At 38.9% G+C, this 19,976-nt stretch carries 22 protein-coding genes; 14 read left to right on the top strand and 8 right to left on the bottom strand.

Going from position 1 to position 19,976, the window contains the following annotated elements; translation table 11 throughout:
• Positions 1-123: 123 nt before the first annotated feature.
• The 5 genes from crp to coaBC are packed head-to-tail and all read right to left on the bottom strand — an operon-like array spanning position 124 to position 3,332.
• Positions 124-765, bottom strand: a complete 642-nt coding sequence (gene crp, locus ACWIT3_RS01475) for a cAMP-activated global transcriptional regulator CRP (protein WP_046339545.1) — start codon at positions 763-765, stop codon at positions 124-126.
• Between the two features lie 42 nt (positions 766-807).
• Entirely contained in the window at positions 808-1,026 is a 219-nt protein-coding gene (locus ACWIT3_RS01470; RefSeq protein WP_046339544.1) for a YheU family protein, read from the bottom strand.
• 21 nt (positions 1,027-1,047) lie between these two features.
• Positions 1,048-1,647: a nucleoid occlusion factor SlmA gene (gene slmA, locus ACWIT3_RS01465; RefSeq protein ID WP_457161060.1), complete on the bottom strand. Its 600-nt coding sequence runs from the start codon at positions 1,645-1,647 to the stop codon at positions 1,048-1,050.
• A gap of 3 nt (positions 1,648-1,650) precedes the next feature.
• Entirely contained in the window at positions 1,651-2,106 is a 456-nt protein-coding gene (gene dut / locus ACWIT3_RS01460; RefSeq protein WP_046339542.1) for a dUTP diphosphatase, read from the bottom strand.
• A 20-nt stretch (positions 2,107-2,126) separates the two neighbouring features.
• Complete coding sequence (gene coaBC / locus ACWIT3_RS01455; protein WP_457161059.1) at positions 2,127-3,332, bottom strand: bifunctional phosphopantothenoylcysteine decarboxylase/phosphopantothenate--cysteine ligase CoaBC; 1,206 nt, start codon at positions 3,330-3,332, stop codon at positions 2,127-2,129.
• Between the two features lie 181 nt (positions 3,333-3,513).
• Here coaBC and radC point away from each other — a divergent pair, with 181 nt between their 5' ends.
• From radC to ACWIT3_RS01430, 5 genes are all read left to right on the top strand, one after another.
• On the top strand, positions 3,514-4,179 hold the full coding sequence (gene radC, locus ACWIT3_RS01450; RefSeq protein ID WP_457161058.1) for a RadC family protein: 666 nt from the start codon (positions 3,514-3,516) through the stop codon (positions 4,177-4,179).
• Between the two features lie 243 nt (positions 4,180-4,422).
• Entirely contained in the window at positions 4,423-4,659 is a 237-nt protein-coding gene (rpmB, locus tag ACWIT3_RS01445; protein ID WP_046339539.1) for a 50S ribosomal protein L28, read from the top strand.
• Between the two features lie 11 nt (positions 4,660-4,670).
• Positions 4,671-4,841, top strand: a complete 171-nt coding sequence (rpmG, locus tag ACWIT3_RS01440) for a 50S ribosomal protein L33 (protein WP_005733905.1) — start codon at positions 4,671-4,673, stop codon at positions 4,839-4,841.
• A 66-nt stretch (positions 4,842-4,907) separates the two neighbouring features.
• Positions 4,908-5,720, top strand: coding sequence for a bifunctional DNA-formamidopyrimidine glycosylase/DNA-(apurinic or apyrimidinic site) lyase (gene mutM / locus ACWIT3_RS01435; RefSeq protein ID WP_457161057.1), 813 nt, complete (start codon positions 4,908-4,910; stop codon positions 5,718-5,720).
• Between the two features lie 68 nt (positions 5,721-5,788).
• Positions 5,789-6,931, top strand: a complete 1,143-nt coding sequence (locus tag ACWIT3_RS01430; RefSeq protein WP_457161056.1) for a hypothetical protein — start codon at positions 5,789-5,791, stop codon at positions 6,929-6,931.
• A 284-nt stretch (positions 6,932-7,215) separates the two neighbouring features.
• Here ACWIT3_RS01430 and rpmE read toward each other — a convergent pair whose 3' ends face one another.
• Positions 7,216-7,428 (bottom strand): 50S ribosomal protein L31, encoded by a 213-nt coding sequence (gene rpmE / locus ACWIT3_RS01425; RefSeq protein WP_046339537.1) that lies wholly within the window; start codon positions 7,426-7,428, stop codon positions 7,216-7,218.
• A gap of 216 nt (positions 7,429-7,644) precedes the next feature.
• Between rpmE and priA the strand changes: the two genes are divergently transcribed.
• The 6 genes from priA (at position 7,645) to acrB (ending at position 16,297) form a co-directional block, all read left to right on the top strand.
• The gene (priA, locus tag ACWIT3_RS01420) at positions 7,645-9,849 is read left to right on the top strand and encodes a primosomal protein N' (RefSeq protein WP_457161055.1); all 2,205 of its coding nucleotides are present in this window, start codon (positions 7,645-7,647) and stop codon (positions 9,847-9,849) included.
• Positions 9,850-9,926: 77 nt separating this feature from the next.
• The gene (gene ftsN, locus ACWIT3_RS01415) at positions 9,927-10,712 is read left to right on the top strand and encodes a cell division protein FtsN (RefSeq protein WP_457161054.1); all 786 of its coding nucleotides are present in this window, start codon (positions 9,927-9,929) and stop codon (positions 10,710-10,712) included.
• A 164-nt stretch (positions 10,713-10,876) separates the two neighbouring features.
• The gene (locus ACWIT3_RS01410) at positions 10,877-11,440 is read left to right on the top strand and encodes a TetR/AcrR family transcriptional regulator (protein ID WP_046339534.1); all 564 of its coding nucleotides are present in this window, start codon (positions 10,877-10,879) and stop codon (positions 11,438-11,440) included.
• A 31-nt stretch (positions 11,441-11,471) separates the two neighbouring features.
• Complete coding sequence (acrA, locus tag ACWIT3_RS01405; protein WP_457161053.1) at positions 11,472-12,683, top strand: multidrug efflux RND transporter periplasmic adaptor subunit AcrA; 1,212 nt, start codon at positions 11,472-11,474, stop codon at positions 12,681-12,683.
• A 26-nt stretch (positions 12,684-12,709) separates the two neighbouring features.
• On the top strand, positions 12,710-13,141 hold the full coding sequence (locus ACWIT3_RS01400) for a GAF domain-containing protein (protein ID WP_457161052.1): 432 nt from the start codon (positions 12,710-12,712) through the stop codon (positions 13,139-13,141).
• 21 nt (positions 13,142-13,162) lie between these two features.
• Positions 13,163-16,297, top strand: coding sequence for a multidrug efflux RND transporter permease subunit AcrB (acrB, locus tag ACWIT3_RS01395; protein WP_457161051.1), 3,135 nt, complete (start codon positions 13,163-13,165; stop codon positions 16,295-16,297).
• Positions 16,298-16,358: 61 nt separating this feature from the next.
• Here the strand turns inward: acrB and ACWIT3_RS01390 are convergent, their stop codons facing one another.
• Positions 16,359-17,438, bottom strand: coding sequence for an AI-2E family transporter (locus tag ACWIT3_RS01390; RefSeq protein ID WP_457161050.1), 1,080 nt, complete (start codon positions 17,436-17,438; stop codon positions 16,359-16,361).
• Between the two features lie 79 nt (positions 17,439-17,517).
• On the opposite strand from ACWIT3_RS01390, the gene arsC reads away from it, so the two are divergent.
• The 3 genes from arsC (at position 17,518) to ACWIT3_RS01375 (ending at position 18,524) form a co-directional block, all read left to right on the top strand.
• Positions 17,518-17,868 (top strand): arsenate reductase (glutaredoxin), encoded by a 351-nt coding sequence (arsC, locus tag ACWIT3_RS01385; protein WP_457161049.1) that lies wholly within the window; start codon positions 17,518-17,520, stop codon positions 17,866-17,868.
• Positions 17,869-17,939: 71 nt separating this feature from the next.
• Positions 17,940-18,212 (top strand): alternative ribosome-rescue factor A, encoded by a 273-nt coding sequence (locus ACWIT3_RS01380; RefSeq protein WP_457161048.1) that lies wholly within the window; start codon positions 17,940-17,942, stop codon positions 18,210-18,212.
• An 18-nt stretch (positions 18,213-18,230) separates the two neighbouring features.
• Positions 18,231-18,524 (top strand): DUF5377 domain-containing protein, encoded by a 294-nt coding sequence (locus ACWIT3_RS01375; protein ID WP_457161047.1) that lies wholly within the window; start codon positions 18,231-18,233, stop codon positions 18,522-18,524.
• Between the two features lie 76 nt (positions 18,525-18,600).
• On the opposite strand, the gene argH is transcribed toward ACWIT3_RS01375, so the two are convergent.
• Complete coding sequence (argH, locus tag ACWIT3_RS01370) at positions 18,601-19,974, bottom strand: argininosuccinate lyase (RefSeq protein WP_457161046.1); 1,374 nt, start codon at positions 19,972-19,974, stop codon at positions 18,601-18,603.
• Between the last annotated feature and the right edge of the window lie 2 nt (positions 19,975-19,976).

The following is a 19,976-nucleotide window of genomic DNA, read 5'->3' as shown; positions in this document are numbered from 1 at the left end:
ATGTTCCTTAAATCATGATGTTAATAGATTGGCATTTTCAGATTGAAATACAAATGAAGATTAAGCGTGATATGAATGTGAAAAAGTGCGGTCAATATTGACCGCACTTTTTACGCTAAGATTTTATCGAGTACCGTAAACGACAATGGTTTTACCATGTGCCGAGATCAAGTGTTGATCTTCTAACATTTTGAGAATACGACCAACCGTTTCACGTGAACATCCCACCATTTGACCAATTTCTTGACGAGTAATTTTAATTTGCATGCCATCTGGGTGGGTCATGGCTTCTGGCATTTTGGCAAGATTTAATAATGTTTGTGCAATACGCCCTGTCACATCTAAAAATGCTAAGTTACTTACTTGTCGAGATGTGTTTTGTAAACGGCGAGCAAGTTGGGCAGACAAATGCATTAAAATATCAGGATTCACTTGAATAAGTTGACGGAACTTCTTATACGAAATTTCAGCAATTTCACAGGGACTTTTCGCTTTAATCCAAGCTGAGCGTAATTGACCCTCTTCAAAAAGCCCTGCTTCCCCGAAGAAGTCGCCTTGGCTTAAATAGGTGAGGATCATTTCTTTACCGTCTTCATCTTTGACTAAGACAGCAACAGATCCTTTAATTAAGTAATACAGCGTTTCTGCTTTTTCTCCAGCATGAATTAATGTACTTTTAGACGGATATTTATGAATATGGCAGTGAGATAGAAACCATTCTAATGTGGGATCTATCGACTGAGTTGTTTGCATTTGCTCTTGCATGGAAGACCTCCATAAACTAATTTTGTTTCCGACAAAGTAGAATTATTTGATCAAGTCCATTTTGTCTTTTATATCAATGGATTCGTGTAGTTCTGACCACACAATCACGGCATTACCTTGCTGGATTTTAGAAATTAAATTTTGTTTTTTTTGTGCTAAAGAAAGCTCTTGCATACCGTAATCAGTGCCTTCTCGTAAAATGAAACTTTCAACAATATTATTGAGCGTTTCTTCTTCCAATTCTTGCCAAGGAATAATCATATTCTTACCTAAATTTACATTTTATGCAAATAGCGTTTCAATTAATCGCCACTGTTGCTCAAAACTTTGGTTAGGAAAATGGCGGAAATTAGAACGAACATAGCGCATAAAATGCCCTTCACATAGACTGACTAAATGAGCTGCAATAATACGTTCGTCATATTGAAATCCTTTTCCCTCACGTAATTTGCGCATTTGCAAAATATTGACAAATTGCAGTTCTAAGCGATCAAAAAATTGTGCTACGCGCGCTTGTAATTGAGGTTCTTCAAACATTAATGCATGCCCAGTCAAAATACGGGTTAGACCAGGATTTTTACGAGCAAAATCGAGAATCATCTGCATGATGTTATGCACGCGTGCTGCAGTATTCGTTTCATTTTTTACAGATTGGGTAATACGTGTAAATAAATGACTTTCTAAATTATCAATGAGCGCCTCAAACATCTTAGTTTTACTTGGATAGTAACGATAAAGGGCGGCTTCAGATACGCCTACTTCTGCTGCAATGCGTGCTGTTGTCATCCGCTCCATTCCTCTTTCAGAATGGAGCATATGTGTGAGAACAGTGAGGACTTGTTGGCGTCGTTCTTGCAGACTACGTTTTATTGGTTTTTCCATGGTTTATTTTTTACCTGAATGCCCAAATCCGCCAGCGCCACGATCTGTTTGTGCAAAATCACTCACAAGATTAAATTCAGCTTGTACAACAGGAACAAACACGAGTTGTGCAATTCGATCACCGACTTCGATATTGAATGGCGTATTACTGCGGTTCCAAAGTGAAACCATCAATGGACCTTGGTAATCTGAGTCAATTAACCCTACTAAATTGCCTAATACGATCCCATGTTTATGCCCTAAGCCAGAACGCGGTAGAATGACTGCGGCTAAGTTAGGATCCGCAATATAAATAGAGAGTCCTGTGGGAATCAAAACTGTTTCTCCAGGGGCAACAGTGAGTGGTGTTTCAATTAATGCTCTTAAATCAAGACCTGCGGAACCAGAAGTCGCATAAGTCGGTAAGGGATAGTCAGAACCAATGCGTTGGTCGAGAATTTTAACATCAATTTTTTTCATTCTTTTTTCCTTTTTATCCGTTATTGAATTTGGCGATAACGTTCGACAATGTAGTTGACTAATTGTTTAGCTAGGTTGGTCTTGGTTGCAAGTGCAAGTTTATGCGAACCACCTTGCCAAAAAAGGTGCAGACTATTTTGATCTTGCCCGAAGACTTGTCCCCCCGAGACATCATTTGCACAGATCATGTCTAACTTTTTACGCTGTAGTTTGTCTTGTGCATATTGTTCAACTTGTTGTGTCTCCGCGGCAAAACCTACAGTGAAGGGACGATGTTCAATTAAATGCCCGATATCTGCAATAATGTCAGGATTTTTGATCAATGTGAGATGTATTTCATCATCTGATTTCTTGATTTTTTGCTCGGCAATATGAGCAACTCGGTAGTCTGCTACCGCGGCACAACCAATAAAAATATCCTGTTTTACCGCATGTTGTAATGCATATTTATGCATTTCTTGTGCTGAAGTGACATTAATTCGTTGGACTTCGGGGGGGGTAGGCAAGTTGACGGGACCTGTGATTAAGGTGACATTGGCGCCCCTTTCCGCGAAAGCTTGTGCGATTGCAAAGCCCATTTTGCCCGAACTGTGATTGCTAATATAGCGAACAGGATCGATGGCTTCTTGAGTAGGACCTGCGGTAATTACAACAGAGAGTTGAGCTAGATCCCGTTTGTTTGCGAATAAATCGCACATTGCGTCAAAAATTTCAGTTGGCTCTGACATTCTCCCTAAACCAATATCGCCACAGGCTTGCTCACCACGATTGGGACCAATAATGTGCATCCCGCGCTGTATTAGTGCGGTCAGATTTTGTTGTGTTATTGTTTGTGCAAACATTTGTTGGTTCATTGCTGGAGCAAGAAGAATAGGTGCTGTCGTCGCTAAACAAAGCGTGGATAAGAGGTCATTTGCCATGCCAGCGGTTAAACGGGCTAAAAAGTCGGCACTCGCAGGGGCAATGACTATCGCATCTGCCCATTTGGCTAATTCAATATGTCCCATAGCCAGTTCAGCTTGAGGATCCAATAACGATTGTGCGACAGCATTACCTGAAATGGCTTGCAGCGTTAGTGGGGTGACAAACTCAGTGGCTGCTGGCGTTAATACTACACGTACTTCTGCATGACTTTTTCGTAATAAACGGATTAATTCGATCGCTTTGTAAGCTGCAATCCCCCCCGTGATTCCGACGACAATTCGTTTTGATTGAAGTTGTTGCATTGTGGATCCTCATGCCGAATTTTTATTCAATAAATGAACGCATTATTTTACTGTAATTTTTCCTAAGAAAGAATGATATTTTGCGATCTGCTTTCCAAAAGTATATCTTAGCTTGAATTCTTGATTTAGCGTCTGGGTAAACTAAGCATAAAGTACAGTTCATCAAACACAATGGTATAACATGGATACAGAGAGAATGTTGATGCCTCGCGAAAAACTATTGAAATTTGGTGCAAACACCCTCACTAATGAAGAATTGCTGGCGATTTTTTTGAGAACGGGTATACGAGGATGTCCTGTTATGATGTTATCTCAACAAGTGCTACAGCATTTTGGCTCATTGAGAGGGTTACTTTCAGCAACTCAGCAAGAGTTTTGTGCAGTGAAAGGCATTGGTGTCACACAATTTATTCAATTACAAGCGTGCACTGAAATGACAAAACGCTACTTATTGGAACAATTAAAGGGAAGTCACGCCTTTCTATGTCCAGAAAATGTGCGGGTGTATTTACAAACCTCACTGGAGCAGAAAGAGCGAGAAGTATTTGTGGTGTTATTTCTCGATAACCAGCATCGTTTAATTAAACAAGAAGAGATGTTTTTAGGTACAATAAATACAGCTTCGGTGTATCCTCGTGAAATTATTAAAAGTGCGTTATCTTGTAACGCAGCAGCTTTAATTTTGGCACATAATCACCCTTCTGGTCATGCAGAACCGAGTTTATCTGATAAACAAATCACGCGAAAAATACAAGAGGCGGCTGAGTTAGTTGAAATCAGGATCTTAGATCATTTTGTGATAGGAAAGGGGAACTATTACTCTTTTGCTGAGAATGGCTTGTTGTAGTTTCTTTTCGATTCAACAAGGATTTCCTCTACAAAATTTTCATATTTATTTAGGGAAATAGTGTATTTAGGCTTGAGAATAAAACATAAAGTGAGTATAATTCACCACCTTTAATATAGTATGCGGGTCGGTTACAGCGACCTGACGAGGTAGCTATCAAAATTGATAAGATAATACTTGATACAATTTTGAAGTAATCCGAACCCTAAGCTCGAGCTTATATTTGATTTATTGGAGATTAATATGTCTAGAGTCTGTCAAGTAACAGGCAAGCGTCCAACAGTTGGTAACAACCGTTCACACGCTATGAACGCGACTCGTCGTCGTTTTCTTCCAAACTTACACACTCACCGTTTCTGGGTTGAGAGTGAAAAACGTTTCGTAACTTTACGCTTAACTGCGAAAGGTATGCGTATTATTGATAAAAAAGGCATTGATGCAGTTTTAGCTGATATCCGTGCTCGTGGCGAGAAAATCTAAGGAGCTAAAATATGGCAGCTAAAGGACCTCGTGAGAAAATCAAATTAGTTTCAACAGCTGAAACTGGTCATTTTTACACTACAACAAAAAACAAACGTAATATGCCTGAAAAAATGGAAATCAAAAAATACGATCCCGTTGTGCGTAAACACGTTGTTTATAAAGAAGCTAAAATTAAATAATTTTAAAGCTATTTTGAAAGACCCGACATTGTTCGGGTTTTTTTATAACTTAACTTTGGGGAGAATATGCCAGAATTACCAGAAGTTGAAACCACAAAAAATGGAATTAGCCCTTATCTTGAGGGTTTTATTATTGAGAAAATAGTGGTTCGACAACCTAAATTACGTTGGATGGTGAGCGAAGCGTTACAGTACGTTTCTCAACAAAAAGTGATTGCGTTGAGTCGTCGTGCTAAATATTTAATCATTCACACTGAGAAAGGGCATATAATTGGGCACTTAGGAATGTCTGGTTCATTGCGTATTGTATCTGAACAAGATACGATCGATAAACATGATCATATCGATATCGTGATGAATAACGGTAAGATCTTGCGTTATAACGATCCTCGTCGTTTTGGTGCATGGTTATGGACTGACAATCTAGCAGAGTTTCATCTTTTTCTAAAATTGGGACCAGAACCTCTTTCTGATGAATTTAATGCAGATTATCTATGGCAAAAAAGCCGTAAAAAACAAACCGCACTTAAAACCTTTCTAATGGATAATGCGGTAGTAGTTGGCGTAGGGAATATTTATGCAAATGAAACCCTATTTCTGTGTGGTTTACATCCACAAAAAACGGCTGGTAGCTTAACTAAATCACAATGTTCACAGCTTGTTGAGCAGGTTAAATGCGTATTGACTCGGGCAATTCAACAAGGTGGCACAACGTTAAAAGATTTTCTTCAACCTGATGGACGCCCAGGTTACTTTGCACAACAATTATTAGTCTATGGTAACAAAGGCAAGCCTTGTCAAAAATGTGGCACAATAATTGAAAGTTTAGTTATTGGACAACGAAATAGTTTTTATTGTCCAATGTGTCAGATTTTATAGACATTTTTTGTTTTGTTATTGTACAATAAGGTCGTTTTTTGACTTATTGAATAATAAAAAGAAGTACTATGTCTACTATATTATGTGAGTATGTTTCAGATTTAAAGAAATACAATTTGCAGTTTATAGCTTCAAATTCGAAAGATTGTTTTTCAAGTTCCTTTATTATAAAGCCACCCACAGATTTTGAATATATTCCTGTTAGTATATATGATGGATTTGTTTTTGCTGTCATTTTTAAAGCTATGGAAGTTGGAGAAGACTTTATTGTCGAACTTCCTTTGTCAATTGATGGTGTTAGAAATATTCATTATTTTATTGAGGCTTGGGCTAATTTATGTCCTAATAAATATAAAAAAATTCATTTTATTGCGACAAATATTGTATCGCTAAATAATAAGCTACCGAGTTCTGAGGCGATTGTCGCTTTTTCAGGAGGAGTTGATTCTTGTTTTACATTGATTAGGCATAATGAAAAAGATTGGCAACACAATGATGCTTTTAGTTTAAAGCATGTATTGTGCATTCAAGGGTTTGATGTTCCAACAGATAAAAGTAATGAATATGCCAAATTAATGGAGCGGATATCTCCAATTTATGAACAATTTGGTTGTAAAAGATTTGAGGTCTGGACTGATCTTAAGAAGAAATCTCAGCAAGATTGGGAAATGAGTCATGGAGCACAATTAGCAAGTTGTTTTCATCTGCTTTCTGAGCATTTTGAGTATGGTTTGATTGGCTCTTCAGATGATTATTCTCATCTTACTATTCCGTGGGGGTCTTCCCCTTGTATTGATTTTCTATTTTCTACAGGTCGATTGAAAATTGTGCATGACGGTTCTGGTTATTCTAGAACTGAAAAAGTAGAACGTATTGGGAAAAATGAGCAAGTTAAAAAATATTTAAAAGTTTGTTGGGAAAAGGGGTTGGAGGATAATTGTGGTCGATGTGAAAAATGTTTAAGAACACGGCTCAATTTTTTAGCTGTCGGAATTGATAATCCTAGTTGCTTTAATGGTAAATTAAATTTTGATGACTTTAAGAGAATTAAATTAAAAAATAAAGGAATTATAGAGGAAGTAGAAGGAATTATCGATTATGTCAAGAAAAATAACATCCAGGTAAATTGGATTAATAAAATTGAGCGAATTATTATAAAAAATAAAATACGTAATAAGATTAGAAAAATTAGGCAGTCTTTGAAGAGTTGAATTTATTGAAGCATGAGTTTTATGTTATTTTAAATTAATAATTTTTTAGTTGCCAAAAGTCAACTTCTCGATTTTTGCGCAATCTTCCTTGGAGACATCATTACATATTCAGAAATGTGTAATGATCATTTGGGTCGTTAATGCTGAATTAAGAGTACTAAAAAAGTAGTGGAGCTCTCTTTCATGGCCTGGAATGACTATATAAAAATGTATAATTGTTAGGTAAAATCCATTATTTTTTCTTATATAACAAAACACCCTATATTTTTATAGGGTGTTTTACATTATTTAGTACCAGGAATGTTAAAACGTTTGTTAAAGCGTTCTACACGACCGCCAGTATCAACAACACGTTGTTTACCAGTATAGAATGGATGGCATTTGCCACAAACGTCTAAGTTTAAATCTTTACCCACTGTTGAGCGAGTTTTAATAACGTTACCGCAAGAACAGGTTGCTGTAACTTCGACATAATTAGGGTGAATACCTTGTTTCATGGAAAACCTCGATTTGAAGCCACGCCGCTATCAAGTTCAAAGACTGACACCGCGTGTAGTTAATATTACGCCAAAATGGCAAGTTATGTGTAAGGTAGCAAATTCTACAAAAAAATGATCGAATATTCAAGCCAAATTACCTAAATAGACAAAGATATTCAGGAGTGCTATATTTCTGTGAATTTCGGAGACCCTGACCATTTCATTGACCAAACTATGCAACTCATCCGCGTGGCACTTGCAGTGCCTTTATTTCGTTTTTTTGATTATCTTTTACCTGATGATGTTTATGCTGTAATCGGTGGGCGAGTTATTGTGCCTTTTGGGACGCAAAAACGCGTTGCAATTGTGGTCGATTTTCCCTCTCAAACAGATGTTGCCGCTCAACAGTTAAAGTCCGTAATTGAGGTGTTGGATCAAACGAGTTTATTTCATCCAGAAACCTGGAAGCTCTTACATTGGGCGGCAAATTATTATCAAACGGCATTAGGTGAAGTTTTGTTTCAAGCATTGCCAACTAAATTAAGACAAGGAGAAAGTGCGCTTGAAACAAGTCAAATATTTTGGCAACTAACCCAGTTGGGAGAGCAAGCCCTGCATCAAGGTGAGTTGAAACGGGCGAAAAGACAAGCGGAAGTATTAAACGTGTTAGCGGCTGGTCCATCAGAAAAAGGGAGAACCACATTTAGCCGTGCCATATTGTCGGCATTAAAACAGAAGCAATATATTGAGGAAGTCAGGGTAGAACCGATGCCACAACCTTGGCGGGACAGGCTGGGAGCTTTGCCGATAGTCAAGGCAGAAAATCGTTTAACGCTAAATAAGCAACAAGCTCTTGCTTTTAGCCAGCTGGTTTTCCATGAAGGTTTTGCAGCATGGTTGTTAGATGGAGTAACGGGTTCAGGAAAAACAGAGATTTATTTGCAAGTTATTGAACATGTTTTAAATAAAGGAAAACAAATTTTAGTGTTAGTGCCTGAAATTGGTTTAACGCCTCAGACTGTACAGCGCTTTACTGCCCGTTTTCATGTTGCAATTGATGTTTTACATTCTCATTTGAATGATACTCAGCGGCTGCAAGTATGGCAGCGTGCACGGACAGGGCAAAGTGCGATTATTATAGGAACACGATCCGCACTTTTTACTCAATTTTCTGATTTAGGTTTGATAGTTATTGATGAAGAGCATGATGTATCGTTCAAGCAACAAGATGGCGTTCGTTATCATGCACGTGATTTGTCGATTGTTTTGGCTAAACAGTTGGCGATACCAGTATTGATGGGCTCGGCAACACCTAGTTTAGAAAGTTTAAATAACGTTGCTCATGGGAAATATCATCGCCTAGTTTTATCTAAAAAAGCAGGAAATTCTACCGCACTTTATCATTCTGTTATTGATTTGAAACAGCAAAAATTACATCATGGTTTGTCTGAAACGTTATTACAGCGTATGGCGAACCATTTGCAAAAGGGCAATCAGGTTTTGTTGTTTTTAAATCGGCGTGGTTTTGCGCCTGTGCTACTTTGTCATGAATGCGGGTGGATTGCAGAGTGCCCTCATTGTGATAAGCCATACACTTATCATCAACATCAACGTGTGTTACGTTGCCATCATTGTTCAGCTCAAAAACCGATTCCAATGCAATGTGGACATTGTGGTTCTACACATTTGCTGACCACGGGATTGGGAACAGAACAATTAGAGATGACATTAAAAACGCATTTTCCACAATATCATGTGACGCGTATTGATCGTGATAGTACTGCGCGTAAAGGCAAATTAGAACATTATTTAGCTGAAATTCAACAGGGTAAAAGTCAGATTCTGATCGGAACGCAAATGCTTGCAAAAGGGCATCATTTTCCTGATGTGACCTTAGTAGCGTTAGTGAATGTGGATAGTGCGTTATTTTCAGTCGATTTTAGAGCGGAAGAGCGTTTAGCTCAACTTTATATTCAAGTGGCAGGTCGTGCAGGGCGTGTAGAAAAACAGGGAGAGGTTGTATTGCAAACACATTATCCAGACCACCCACTGTTACAGGCATTATTGACTCAAGGGTATGATACTTTTGCTGCTCAATCTTTGATGTTACGTAAAAATATGGGGCTTCCCCCTTTTAGTGCACAAGCCTTATTTAAAGCACAAAGTCGTCATAGTGAAGAGGCTGAACAGGTTTTACAACGTATCGCCGATTATTTTTATCAATGGTGTGAAAACGCATCGCTTCATAACCTCTCAATTTTAGGACCTATTGCGGCACCGTTTAGTAAAAAAGCAGGACAATACCGCTGGCAATTATTGTTACAGCATCCTTCTCGTGCTCAATTACAACGGGCATTAACCGCATTTCAACAAGCGCAGCCAGTCAAATATGGTCAGGTACGCTGTGTTTTAGATGTTGATCCGCTTGATTTAAGTTAGCTTGAGTTTGAGTTAAGTCGGATTTTTCAGTAAAATCGTACGAATTTGACAAATTATTTTTAGGAATAGGTTTTAGCGTGGCAAGACGAGATTATGCCCGTCGTGGCAGTAAGAAAAAGCAAAAAGGAACAAATAAGCTCGTATTAGTACTGATCGCAGGACTGGTTATCGTGGGTTTTGCTATTGGTTTATTTTTGATTAAGGAAAAAGCACCAGAAAAAGTTGTAGTGTCTCCTAAAGTTGAGACAGCGCAGCCTAAAAGTGTATTACCTAGTCGTCCAGAAGAAGTATGGAGTTATATTCAAGCATTAGAAACACGAACTGTGCCCGTTAATGACGATCCTCAATCATTAGAAAAAAATATGCGTCTGACAGAAGAACAAAAGAAAATTTTGTTAGCGATGGAACAAGAGCAGAAACAGGTTGAACAAGCACGTTTAAAACAAGAAGAGCTAAAAAAAGCAGAAGAAAGTGTTAAAAAAGAGACCGCACTTCCATCGAGTGAAACAAGCAGTACGAAGGCTGAATCAACTAAATCAGCACATAAACCTTCTGCGGTTGTTGAAGCAAAAAAATCAGAGCCTACTAAAGAGGTTGTAAAAGTTGAGCCCGTGAAGAAAGTAGAGGTTGTGAATGTGACGGCTTCAGAACGTAAATATGGGTTACAATGTGGGGCTTTTAAGAACAGAACACAAGCAGAAAATCTACAAGCCCGTCTTGCAATGTCAGGATTAAATGCACGTGTCAACTCAAGTGCAGAATGGAATCGAGTCGTTGTTGGACCAATTGGAGAGCGTGCCGCAGCCGTCAAAGCACAAGAAAAAGCAAAATCTATAGCAAGTTGTGTCGTGATTGGTATGTAAATGACATCGTGATGAGAGAAAAACGTGGATAATTTTTCCACGTTTTTTGTTTTTAAGCTTGCGTAAATATAAAAACACTTTAAAATGAACGAACGTTCATTCAGTTGTATTTGTCTGTTTGTAACCCACCTTATTTTTAATCAATTTAATATAAAGAAGTGATTATGCGTCAGTCTGATTTAGATATGACCGAGCATATTTTTATGGCGATTGATCAGCTCATGGCAAAAGAAGGTTTGCATAATTTATCTATGCATAAAATCGCCAAGGCTGCGACCATTTCGCCAGGTACGATTTACATTTATTTTAAGTGTAAGGAACAGTTACTGGAACAGTTTGCTCGGCATGTATTTGCACGTTTTCAGCGTGCGCTTGAGAAAAACTATGATGAAAATCAGTGTTTTTTTGAGCAATATCGCCAAATGTGGTGGAATATTTGGCATTTTTTAGAAGAGAATCCCAGCATATTGTTAAATATGCACCAATATCGCTCTTTACCGGGATTTGATACGGTGATTAAAGAGTGGGATACTGGTCACTGGAGTGCATTTTGTGAGCGAGCACAGGCTGCGGGCGAATTATGCCATCTTCCGATAAAAGTCTTGTTCACGTTAGGCTTAGATAGTGCAATTCAACTTGCATGGAAGAAAGTGTATTTTAATGAATCACTTTCTGTCGAGATTCTTGAATCTGTTATTCAGCGCACATGGCGCGCGATGCAGAAATAATTTACGTTTTGATATTTTACGGAGTTTTTGTATGAGTGGAACTCAAGCAAACCAACCTAAGCGTTCGCATTCGGTGATCATGAAACTAACCTTAGGGTTGATTGTGTTTTTGTTTATCGTGGTTATTGCATTTAATGTAATCAAAGACAAGATGATTGAAAAAGCGATTGCAGGAATGGGGGAGAAAATTTATCCCGTGACCGCTATTGATATTCAACCACAACAATGGACCCCAGTTATTGAAACCACGGGGCTTGTGCGCCCTAATCAAGGCGCCATGTTAAGTGCACAAATTGCGGGTACTGTGACAAAAGTACTTGTTCAATCTGGGCAAAATGTGAAAAAAGGAGAGGTCTTAGTGGTGTTAGACAGTACTGTTGAACAACGTAGTTTACAGGCATCACAAGCGCAACTAGCCTCAGTTAAAGCGACTTATCAACGTTATTTAAGTTTATTTAAAACCAAGAGTGTTTCACAACAAGAATTGGATAATGCAAAGTCTGCTTATGAAGCCCTAGAAGCTAATATTGCCGCTTTAAAAGCGGGGATTGAACGTCGCCAGATTATCGCCCCATTTGATGGGAAAACGGGTATCGTGAAAGTTAACGTTGGGCAATATGTTAATCCTGGTATGGAAATTGTGCGTGTTGAAGATACGAGCAGTATGAAGATTGACTTTGCGTTATCACAAACTCAACTTGAGAATTTGTATATTGGGCAAAAAGTCACAGCAACCGCAGATGCCAGAATGGGCGAAACATTTGCTGCCAAAATTACCGCGATTGAGCCTGCGATTAGCTCTGCAACAGGATTGATTGATGCGCAAGCAACCTTTGAAGCAGAAGATGGACGTAAATTATTATCAGGGATGTTTACACGCTTACGTGTCGCATTACCCACAGAATATGATCAAGTGGTCGTGCCACAAGTGGCGGTCAGCTATAACATGTATGGTGAAATTGCGTATGTTTTAGTCCCTCTTTCTGAAGAAGATCGGGAAGCCGTAGCGAATCGTAAAGATTTTGATCCGAATAATTTATCACGTACTTATCGTGCTAAACAAATTACCGTCTTTACAAAAGATCGCCAAGGTGTGTATGCACAGCTAAAAGGCGATGAAGTAAAAGTCGGCGATAAAATCGTAACAGGGGGGCAACAAAACTTAAGCAATGGGAGTTTAGTACTTGTTGCAGATAAAGCTGGTGTTGGTGCTATGCAACCCGCGAAGAAAAATAACCTATAAGTGCGGTCAGAAAATAGGAAAATAAGATGAATTACGCATTATTATTAAAACAGTTAGCAGAAATTTTAGCACCTGAGACGTATTTGATTTCGAGAATGGCAAATACCTCGGCTTTTATTTATGAGCATATGCCTGACTTAAATTGGGTTGGGTTTTATATTGTGAAAGATGGCGTGTTAAAAGTGGGACCTTTTCAAGGCAAAGTTGCGTGTTCCGATATTGGTTTTGGTAAAGGCGTGTGTGGCTATACATGGCAAACAGGAAAAACAACAGTGGTTGACGATGTCCATCAATTTGAAGGTCATATTGCTTGCGATAGTGCTTCACAATCTGAAGTTGTGGTTCCCATTTTTAAAGACGGGGAAATGATTGCAGAGTTGGATGTGGACTCACCTTGTTTAGCCCGTTTCTCTGCACAGGATGTTGAGTTTTTAGAAAAATGTGCCGCACTTATCTGAGTTAAAAAGTAGGAAACAAAAATGCGATTTACCGATATTTTTATTCGACGCCCGATATTAGCAATTTCGATTAGCTTGTTGATCATTATTTTAGGATTGCAAGCAATTGCGAAATTAGCGGTGCGTGAATATCCCAAAATGACCACAACGGTAATTAATGTCTCAACTGTTTATCCTGGAGCGGATGCTAGTTTAATTCAAGCGTTTGTGACCTCTAAGCTTGAAGAAGCGGTTGCCCAAGCGGATAACATTGACTATTTGTCATCAAAAAGCTTGCCAAATAGCTCATTAATTACGATCAAAATGAAGTTGAATACGGATCCGAATGCTGCCCTTGCAGACGTGTTGGCAAAAGTGAATTCCGTACGTTCTCAATTACCGAGAGGTATTGATGATCCTGTGATTACCTCGTCAACAGGGGGAACTGGGATGATGTATGTTCAGTTTAGCTCGACTAAATTGGACGCGAGTCAAGTCACAGACTACATCGAACGAGTCATTAAGCCACAATTTTTTACGGTAGAAGGGGTGGCTGAAGTCCAAATTTTTGGTGCATCGGATTATGCGTTACGAATTTGGTTGGATCCTGCCAAAATGGCGGCGCAGAATCTATCAGCGATGGCTGTGAGAAATGCGTTGTCTTCTAATAACGTACAAACAGCGGCAGGAAATGACAATGGTTTTTATGTGACATATAAAAATAAAGTGGAAACCACGACCAAATCTGTGGAAGAACTGAGCAACCTGATTATTTCGGCAAAAGGCAATAAATTAGTTCGTTTACGTGATATTGCTGAAGTAGAGCTCAATAAATCCAGTGACAGTACTCGAGCCGTAGCTAATGGTTTTGAGTCCGTGGTATTAGCGATTAATCCGACTTCTTCCGCCAATCCATTAGTTGTAGCAGAAAACGTCCGTCCGTTATATGAGCAAATTAAACAGAATTTGCCAGACAGTATGAGTGCTGAAATTCTGTATGACACAACGATTGCGATTAATAGTTCAATTGATGAAGTTGTGAAGACAATTTTAGAAGCGACGATTATCGTTTTAGTGGTCATTACGCTGTTTATTGGTTCATTACGTGCTATTTTCATCCCCGTGATCACGATACCTATTTCGTTAATCGGTGTAATTATGCTGTTACAAGCATTTGATTTCTCCATTAACTTAATGACTTTGCTCGCATTGATTTTAGCCATCGGATTGGTGGTGGACGATGCGATTGTCGTGCTTGAAAATGTGGACCGTCATATTAAATTAGGGGAAACCCCATTCCGTGCCGCGATTATTGGTACGCGAGAAATTGCGGTTCCCGTTATTTCGATGACGATTGCCTTAATGGCGGTTTATTCACCGATGGCATTAATGGAAGGCATAACAGGATCTCTCTTTAAAGAATTTGCATTAACGCTGGCAGGTGCGGTATTTATTTCGGGTATTGTAGCATTGACACTTTCACCGATGATGAGTAGTAAGTTGCTAAAACCTCATACGGATCCCACCAAGTTAGAGCAATGTATTGAGCATATGTTAACCAAAATGAACAATGGATATAACTATGCCTTGAATCTTGTGATGGCAAGTCGTAAATGTATGTTGGCATTTGCTGCAGTCATTTTTGCAACCTTACCTTTCTTATTTAATTCATTGGCACATGAATTAACCCCTGCGGAAGATAAAGGGGCATTCATGGTAGTCGGTCGTTCACCTGCTAATGTGAATGTGGATTATGTCCAAGAGGCGATGAAAGAATTTGAACAGATCCTAAAAGACACGCCAGAAGTGGATTTTTCGATGGTGATTTCTGGCGCAATGGGGAGTAATCAATCTTTCAGTGTCGTGACATTAAAAGATTGGAGTGAACGTGAGCGTACTCAAGCCGAAGTGTTGAGTGAATTAAATAAAAAAGCTGCGCATATTCCTGAAATTGCGTTAACGGGGTTTAACTTCCCTGAAATTAATACAGGTGAGCAAGGGCCTCCGATTGGTTTTGTGATCAGTACCGCAAGCGACTATAAAGATTTAGCCAATGTTGCGGGTGACTTTTTAGAGAAAATGAAAAAATCAGGGAACTTTGTTTATACGGCACTGGATTTAAAATTCGATACGGCACAAATGCGTATTAAAGTGGATAAAGAAAAAGCAGGGACGTATGGTGTAACGATGCAACAAATTAGTGCAACGTTAGGAAGTTTCTTATCTGCTGCGACAATTGAACGAGTAGATATCGATGGTCGAGCCTATCGTATTATTATGCAAGTAAAACGTGACCAACGTTTATCGCCAGAAAGCTTGAATAACTATTATGTGACGGCAAGTAATGGAAAATCCGTGCCTTTAAGTAGTTTTTTAACCATGACATTAGAGCCTCAGCCGACTTCATTACCCCGTTTTAGTCAATTGAACTCGGCAGTCATCAGTGCGGTACCGTTACCGACAAAAAGTACAGGTGAAGCAGTGGAATGGTTAAAATCTGCAGCAAAAGAACATTTACCACAAGGCTATAATTATGACTTTACTGGCGAGGCGCGTCAGTTAGTTCAAGAAGGGAATGCGTTAGCAATGACCTTTATTTTAGCGGTGATTATTATTTTCTTAGTGCTAGCAATCCAGTTTGAGTCATTACGTGATCCATTGGTGATTATGATTTCGGTGCCATTAGCGGTAAGTGGCGCATTACTCACACTGAATTTCTTAAGCAGTACGTTACCAGGTATATTAAGAATTTTTGGCGTTGTGACTACATTCCCAGGCACAACATTAAATATTTACTCACAAGTAGGTCTGATCACACTAGTGGGATTAATCACAAAACATGGTATTTTGATGTGTGAAGTGGCGAAAGAAGAACAGCTAAATCATGGTAAAAATCGTATTGAAGCGATTATGGAAGCTGCGAAAGTACGTTTACGTCCAATTTTAATGACGACGGCTGCAATGGTGGCTGGGGTGATTCCATTACTCTATGCGTCAGGTGCAGGTGGGGTATCTCGTTTTAGTATTGGTATCGTGATTGCCTCTGGTTTGACAATCGGAACCTTGTTTACGCTGTTTGTACTTCCTGTGATTTATAGTTACATAGCAACGGAACATAAACCTTTACCAGAATTTGATGAAAGTATTAAGCCATTAACAGAAGACTCTATTCGTTAAGCTAAACTTGTCAAAAAAAAAGACCGCACTAAGTGCGGTCTTTTTTATAGGATATTTATTGCTAAAGTAATGAATGCGTATTTTCCTGTTGTTCATTTGATGGCCAAGCATTCACGACAGCCTTCACTAATGTCGCGAGAGGAATTGCGAAAAAGACACCCCAAAAACCCCATAATCCTCCAAAAATCAGAACAGCAATAATAATCCAGAGTGGATGTAAATTAACTGCCTCAGAAAACAAAAACGGCACTAATAAGTTACCATCAAGAATTTGGCTGATCACATAGGCTGAGAGTAAGTACCAAAAAGTTGGAGTGACGCCAAACTGAGCGACCGCCACGAGCGCAATAGGAATCGTCACTAATACTGCGCCAATATAAGGAACAAGTACAGAGAGCCCTACGGCAACCGCTAAGAGTAAAGCGTAATTCAGACCAAATAATAAGAAGATGAAATAAGTAACAATTGTAACAATAATGATTTCAATGAGCTTACCTCGAATATAATTTGCGATTTGTAATTGCATTTCTTGCCAAACATTTGAAGCAAGTGTACGGTTACGTGGTAAGAAACGACTCACGCCTCTAATTAATTCCTCTTTGTCTTTTAATAAGAAAAATACCATTAGGGGTACTAAAAACGCATAGATTCCCAAGGTCACTAAACTGAGTAAAGAGGTCAATGAAAATTTTAGTGCAGATTCACCGAAAGCTAAGATTTTTTCTCTCACCGTTTTTAGCAAGGAATCAATCGTTTGATAGTCCACTAATTCAGGATAATGCTCTGGTAATGAAAGTAACCATTCATTCAGATTATTAAACATATGTGGCAAATCGGTGACTAAGTTGACCGTTTGTGTCCATAATGTCGGAATGAGGATTAATACAATGACTAAAATCAGACCTAAAAAACCACCAAATACCAGTGCAGTTGCCAGTAAACGAGGGAGTTTGACTTTGTATGAAAGAAAACGAATTGGCCATTCTAGTAAATAAGCGAGGACAATCGCAATTAAAAGGGGGGCAATTAAATTGCTGAAAAAATAAATGGAGATAAAACCGAATAACAAAATAGCAAAGAGTCCCATTGCTTGTGGATCACTAAAACGGTTGTTATACCAACTTTTTAACATTTCTAACATAATATTCCCTTAAGGTAAGCATTTTGAGCGATTATAAGGTAAAATCTAAACGGAGCATATCATTAAGCGAGGAAATTCTATGGCGGTTACTATTTATCACAACCCACGTTGTTCAAAGAGTCGAGAAACATTAGCCTTATTGGCGACACAACACATTCAACCCAATGTTATTTTGTACTTAGAACATCCCTTAACCATTACAGAACTCCAGCAACTCGTAAAAAAATTAGGGATTAAAAGTGTACGTGAAATGATGCGTGTTAAAGATGAGCTATATGCCTCATTAGGCTTAGATAACGCAGAGTTATCAGAGCAACAATTACTCGAGGCGATTGCACAACATGCGGCGTTACTTGAGCGTCCGATCGTTGCGAAAGGGGATAAAGCGAAAATTGGTCGACCGCCTGAAAGTGTACTTGAGATTCTCTAATTTATCTTTATAATGTTGCCGCTTGTCGAGAATGAGGCGGCAATATGATTAAATTTAAACAAGGAGAGAGAATGGCAAAGAACATTCAAGCACCACAGCATGCGATTCCTTATCAGCATCAGCGTGGTGTAATTCGTGATAATGCACTTCAAGCATTATTACATGATGCTTTATTTCGTCAGCGTATTGAAAAGAAACGCAAGGGGAAAGGGAGCTACCAGCGTAAAGCGAAACATGTGGGGAAATATTTTGAAAAGCCCGATGATAAAATTTTTGATGTGAAAGATTTTATCATCGGGTTTTTTATAACCACATGTTCAACAAATAAGATGCAACTCATTTAAACTCAGCGAGGTAAATTTATGACTATGCAAACCGAACTTTTATTTAGTAACAATTGGAATGTGAGAATTAGTGATCCAGGTGAAGAAGGAGCGCACAGTCACTTTTTTGAAACGATTTATATCACTTTAGAAGCACATATTATGGGTGATAAAATTTGTTATGAATTTACACGTAAAGTGGAAGATCAAGTCAAAATCAACCGTACATTTACCGATTTAACAGAACTGTTTAAGTTTTTAGGGGATTATCTTGATCCTGTCAGCATGGGATTTTTGGGTATCAAAATTGGCAATTTAGGTGTGAAAGCCTAAATTGATGTGATTATCAGTCAAGTATAAGAAACGCAATCATAGTACGATTGCGTTTTTTCCTGCTTCAGTATTATGGCTATGCCAATCGGGATTTCGCCTCAGCGATTGCTTCTGCAACACGTAATGGTGAGACACCTCCTTTCGCACAACGCTTGTCTAAACACGATTGGAGAGAGAGAATGTCATAAACATCTTCTTCTACTACATCACTAAATTGTTTAAACTCTGCTACCGTAAGGGCTTCTAGGGCTTTTTGTTGTTGAATCGCATAGACTACAGTTTCACCAACAATATGGTGTGAATCACGGAACGGTACTCCTTTAGCAACTAAGTAATCCGCTAATTCTGTGGCGTTTGAGTAACCTTTTAGTGCCGCCTCTTTGGTCCGTTCGACATTCACATGAATACCGTCTAACACCAAGGTTGCCATATCAAGACAATCTTGCCAGGTGTCTAATGCATCAAAAATACCTTCTTTATCTTCTTGCATATCTTTATTATATGCTAGAGGTAAGCCTTTTAATGTCATCAACATACTTGTGAGAGCACCCATGACTCGACCAGCTTTACCACGAATCAATTCGCACGCATCAGGGTTTTTCTTCTGTGGCATTAGGGATGAGCCAGATGTCACGCGATCGGATAATTCAACAAAGTTTGCCTCTCCACTGTTGAAAATGATCATATCTTCTGCAAAACGAGATAAATGTGCCATGCTAAGTGCCGCAGTAGAAAGTAATTCAACAATATGGTCACGATCTGATACGCTGTCTAAGCTGTTGCGTGTTGCGAATGAAAAGCCTAAATCTTGAGCAAGTTGTTCACGATCAATAGCGTAAGCCGTCCCCGCCAGTGCTCCACTACCAAGAGGGCAAGCATTCATCCGTTGATATGCGTCATTTAGGCGCGAGTGATCGCGATCCAACATTTCAACATACGCCATACACCAGTGTGCGAAAGTAATGGGTTGCGCACGTTGTAAATGCGTATACCCAGGCATAACGGCATGTTGATTACGTTCTGCCGTTGTGACCAGTTTACGTTGTAATTCGCTAACAGAATTTTGGAGTTCGTGTACACGTTGTTTACACCACATTTTAATGTCGAGTGCAACTTGGTCATTTCGGCTACGCCCAGTGTGTAATTTTTTACCTAAATTACCCACTTTATCAATCAGTTTACTTTCAACCCAGCTATGAATATCTTCCGCATCATCTTGTAAAATCGCTTGAGGATTTGAGTGTACCTCAATCAAGAGTTCGTTTAATGCCTGTTCAAGTTGTTGTTGCTCTGCACAACTTAATACTCCGACGCTCGCCAAGGCTTTTGACCAGCCAATTGAACCTTCAATGTCTTGTTCTGCTAGACGATAGTCAAAACGTAGTGAGTCGTTAAAATCTTTAAAACGTTTATCTGCCGCTTGTGTAAAGCGACCACCCCAAAGTGCCATAG

It is taken from the genome of Pasteurella sp. P03HT, assembly GCF_054052285.1.
Note: the sequence above shows the minus strand (reverse complement) of the source record. Positions and strands in the feature narration are given on the sequence as shown.

Coding starts and splice junctions, on each gene's coding strand:
- crp (WP_046339545.1), bottom strand. CDS start 765: ATGCAAGAGCAAATGCAAACAACTCAGTCGATAGATCCCACATTAGAA.
- ACWIT3_RS01470 (WP_046339544.1), bottom strand. CDS start 1,026: ATGATTATTCCTTGGCAAGAATTGGAAGAAGAAACGCTCAATAATATT.
- slmA (WP_457161060.1), bottom strand. CDS start 1,647: ATGGAAAAACCAATAAAACGTAGTCTGCAAGAACGACGCCAACAAGTC.
- dut (WP_046339542.1), bottom strand. CDS start 2,106: ATGAAAAAAATTGATGTTAAAATTCTCGACCAACGCATTGGTTCTGAC.
- coaBC (WP_457161059.1), bottom strand. CDS start 3,332: ATGCAACAACTTCAATCAAAACGAATTGTCGTCGGAATCACGGGGGGG.
- radC (WP_457161058.1), top strand. CDS start 3,514: ATGGATACAGAGAGAATGTTGATGCCTCGCGAAAAACTATTGAAATTT.
- rpmB (WP_046339539.1), top strand. CDS start 4,423: ATGTCTAGAGTCTGTCAAGTAACAGGCAAGCGTCCAACAGTTGGTAAC.
- rpmG (WP_005733905.1), top strand. CDS start 4,671: ATGGCAGCTAAAGGACCTCGTGAGAAAATCAAATTAGTTTCAACAGCT.
- mutM (WP_457161057.1), top strand. CDS start 4,908: ATGCCAGAATTACCAGAAGTTGAAACCACAAAAAATGGAATTAGCCCT.
- ACWIT3_RS01430 (WP_457161056.1), top strand. CDS start 5,789: ATGTCTACTATATTATGTGAGTATGTTTCAGATTTAAAGAAATACAAT.
- rpmE (WP_046339537.1), bottom strand. CDS start 7,428: ATGAAACAAGGTATTCACCCTAATTATGTCGAAGTTACAGCAACCTGT.
- priA (WP_457161055.1), top strand. CDS start 7,645: ATGCAACTCATCCGCGTGGCACTTGCAGTGCCTTTATTTCGTTTTTTT.
- ACWIT3_RS01410 (WP_046339534.1), top strand. CDS start 10,877: ATGCGTCAGTCTGATTTAGATATGACCGAGCATATTTTTATGGCGATT.
- acrA (WP_457161053.1), top strand. CDS start 11,472: ATGAGTGGAACTCAAGCAAACCAACCTAAGCGTTCGCATTCGGTGATC.
- ACWIT3_RS01400 (WP_457161052.1), top strand. CDS start 12,710: ATGAATTACGCATTATTATTAAAACAGTTAGCAGAAATTTTAGCACCT.
- acrB (WP_457161051.1), top strand. CDS start 13,163: ATGCGATTTACCGATATTTTTATTCGACGCCCGATATTAGCAATTTCG.
- ACWIT3_RS01390 (WP_457161050.1), bottom strand. CDS start 17,438: ATGTTAGAAATGTTAAAAAGTTGGTATAACAACCGTTTTAGTGATCCA.
- arsC (WP_457161049.1), top strand. CDS start 17,518: ATGGCGGTTACTATTTATCACAACCCACGTTGTTCAAAGAGTCGAGAA.
- ACWIT3_RS01380 (WP_457161048.1), top strand. CDS start 17,940: ATGGCAAAGAACATTCAAGCACCACAGCATGCGATTCCTTATCAGCAT.
- ACWIT3_RS01375 (WP_457161047.1), top strand. CDS start 18,231: ATGACTATGCAAACCGAACTTTTATTTAGTAACAATTGGAATGTGAGA.
- argH (WP_457161046.1), bottom strand. CDS start 19,974: ATGGCACTTTGGGGTGGTCGCTTTACACAAGCGGCAGATAAACGTTTT.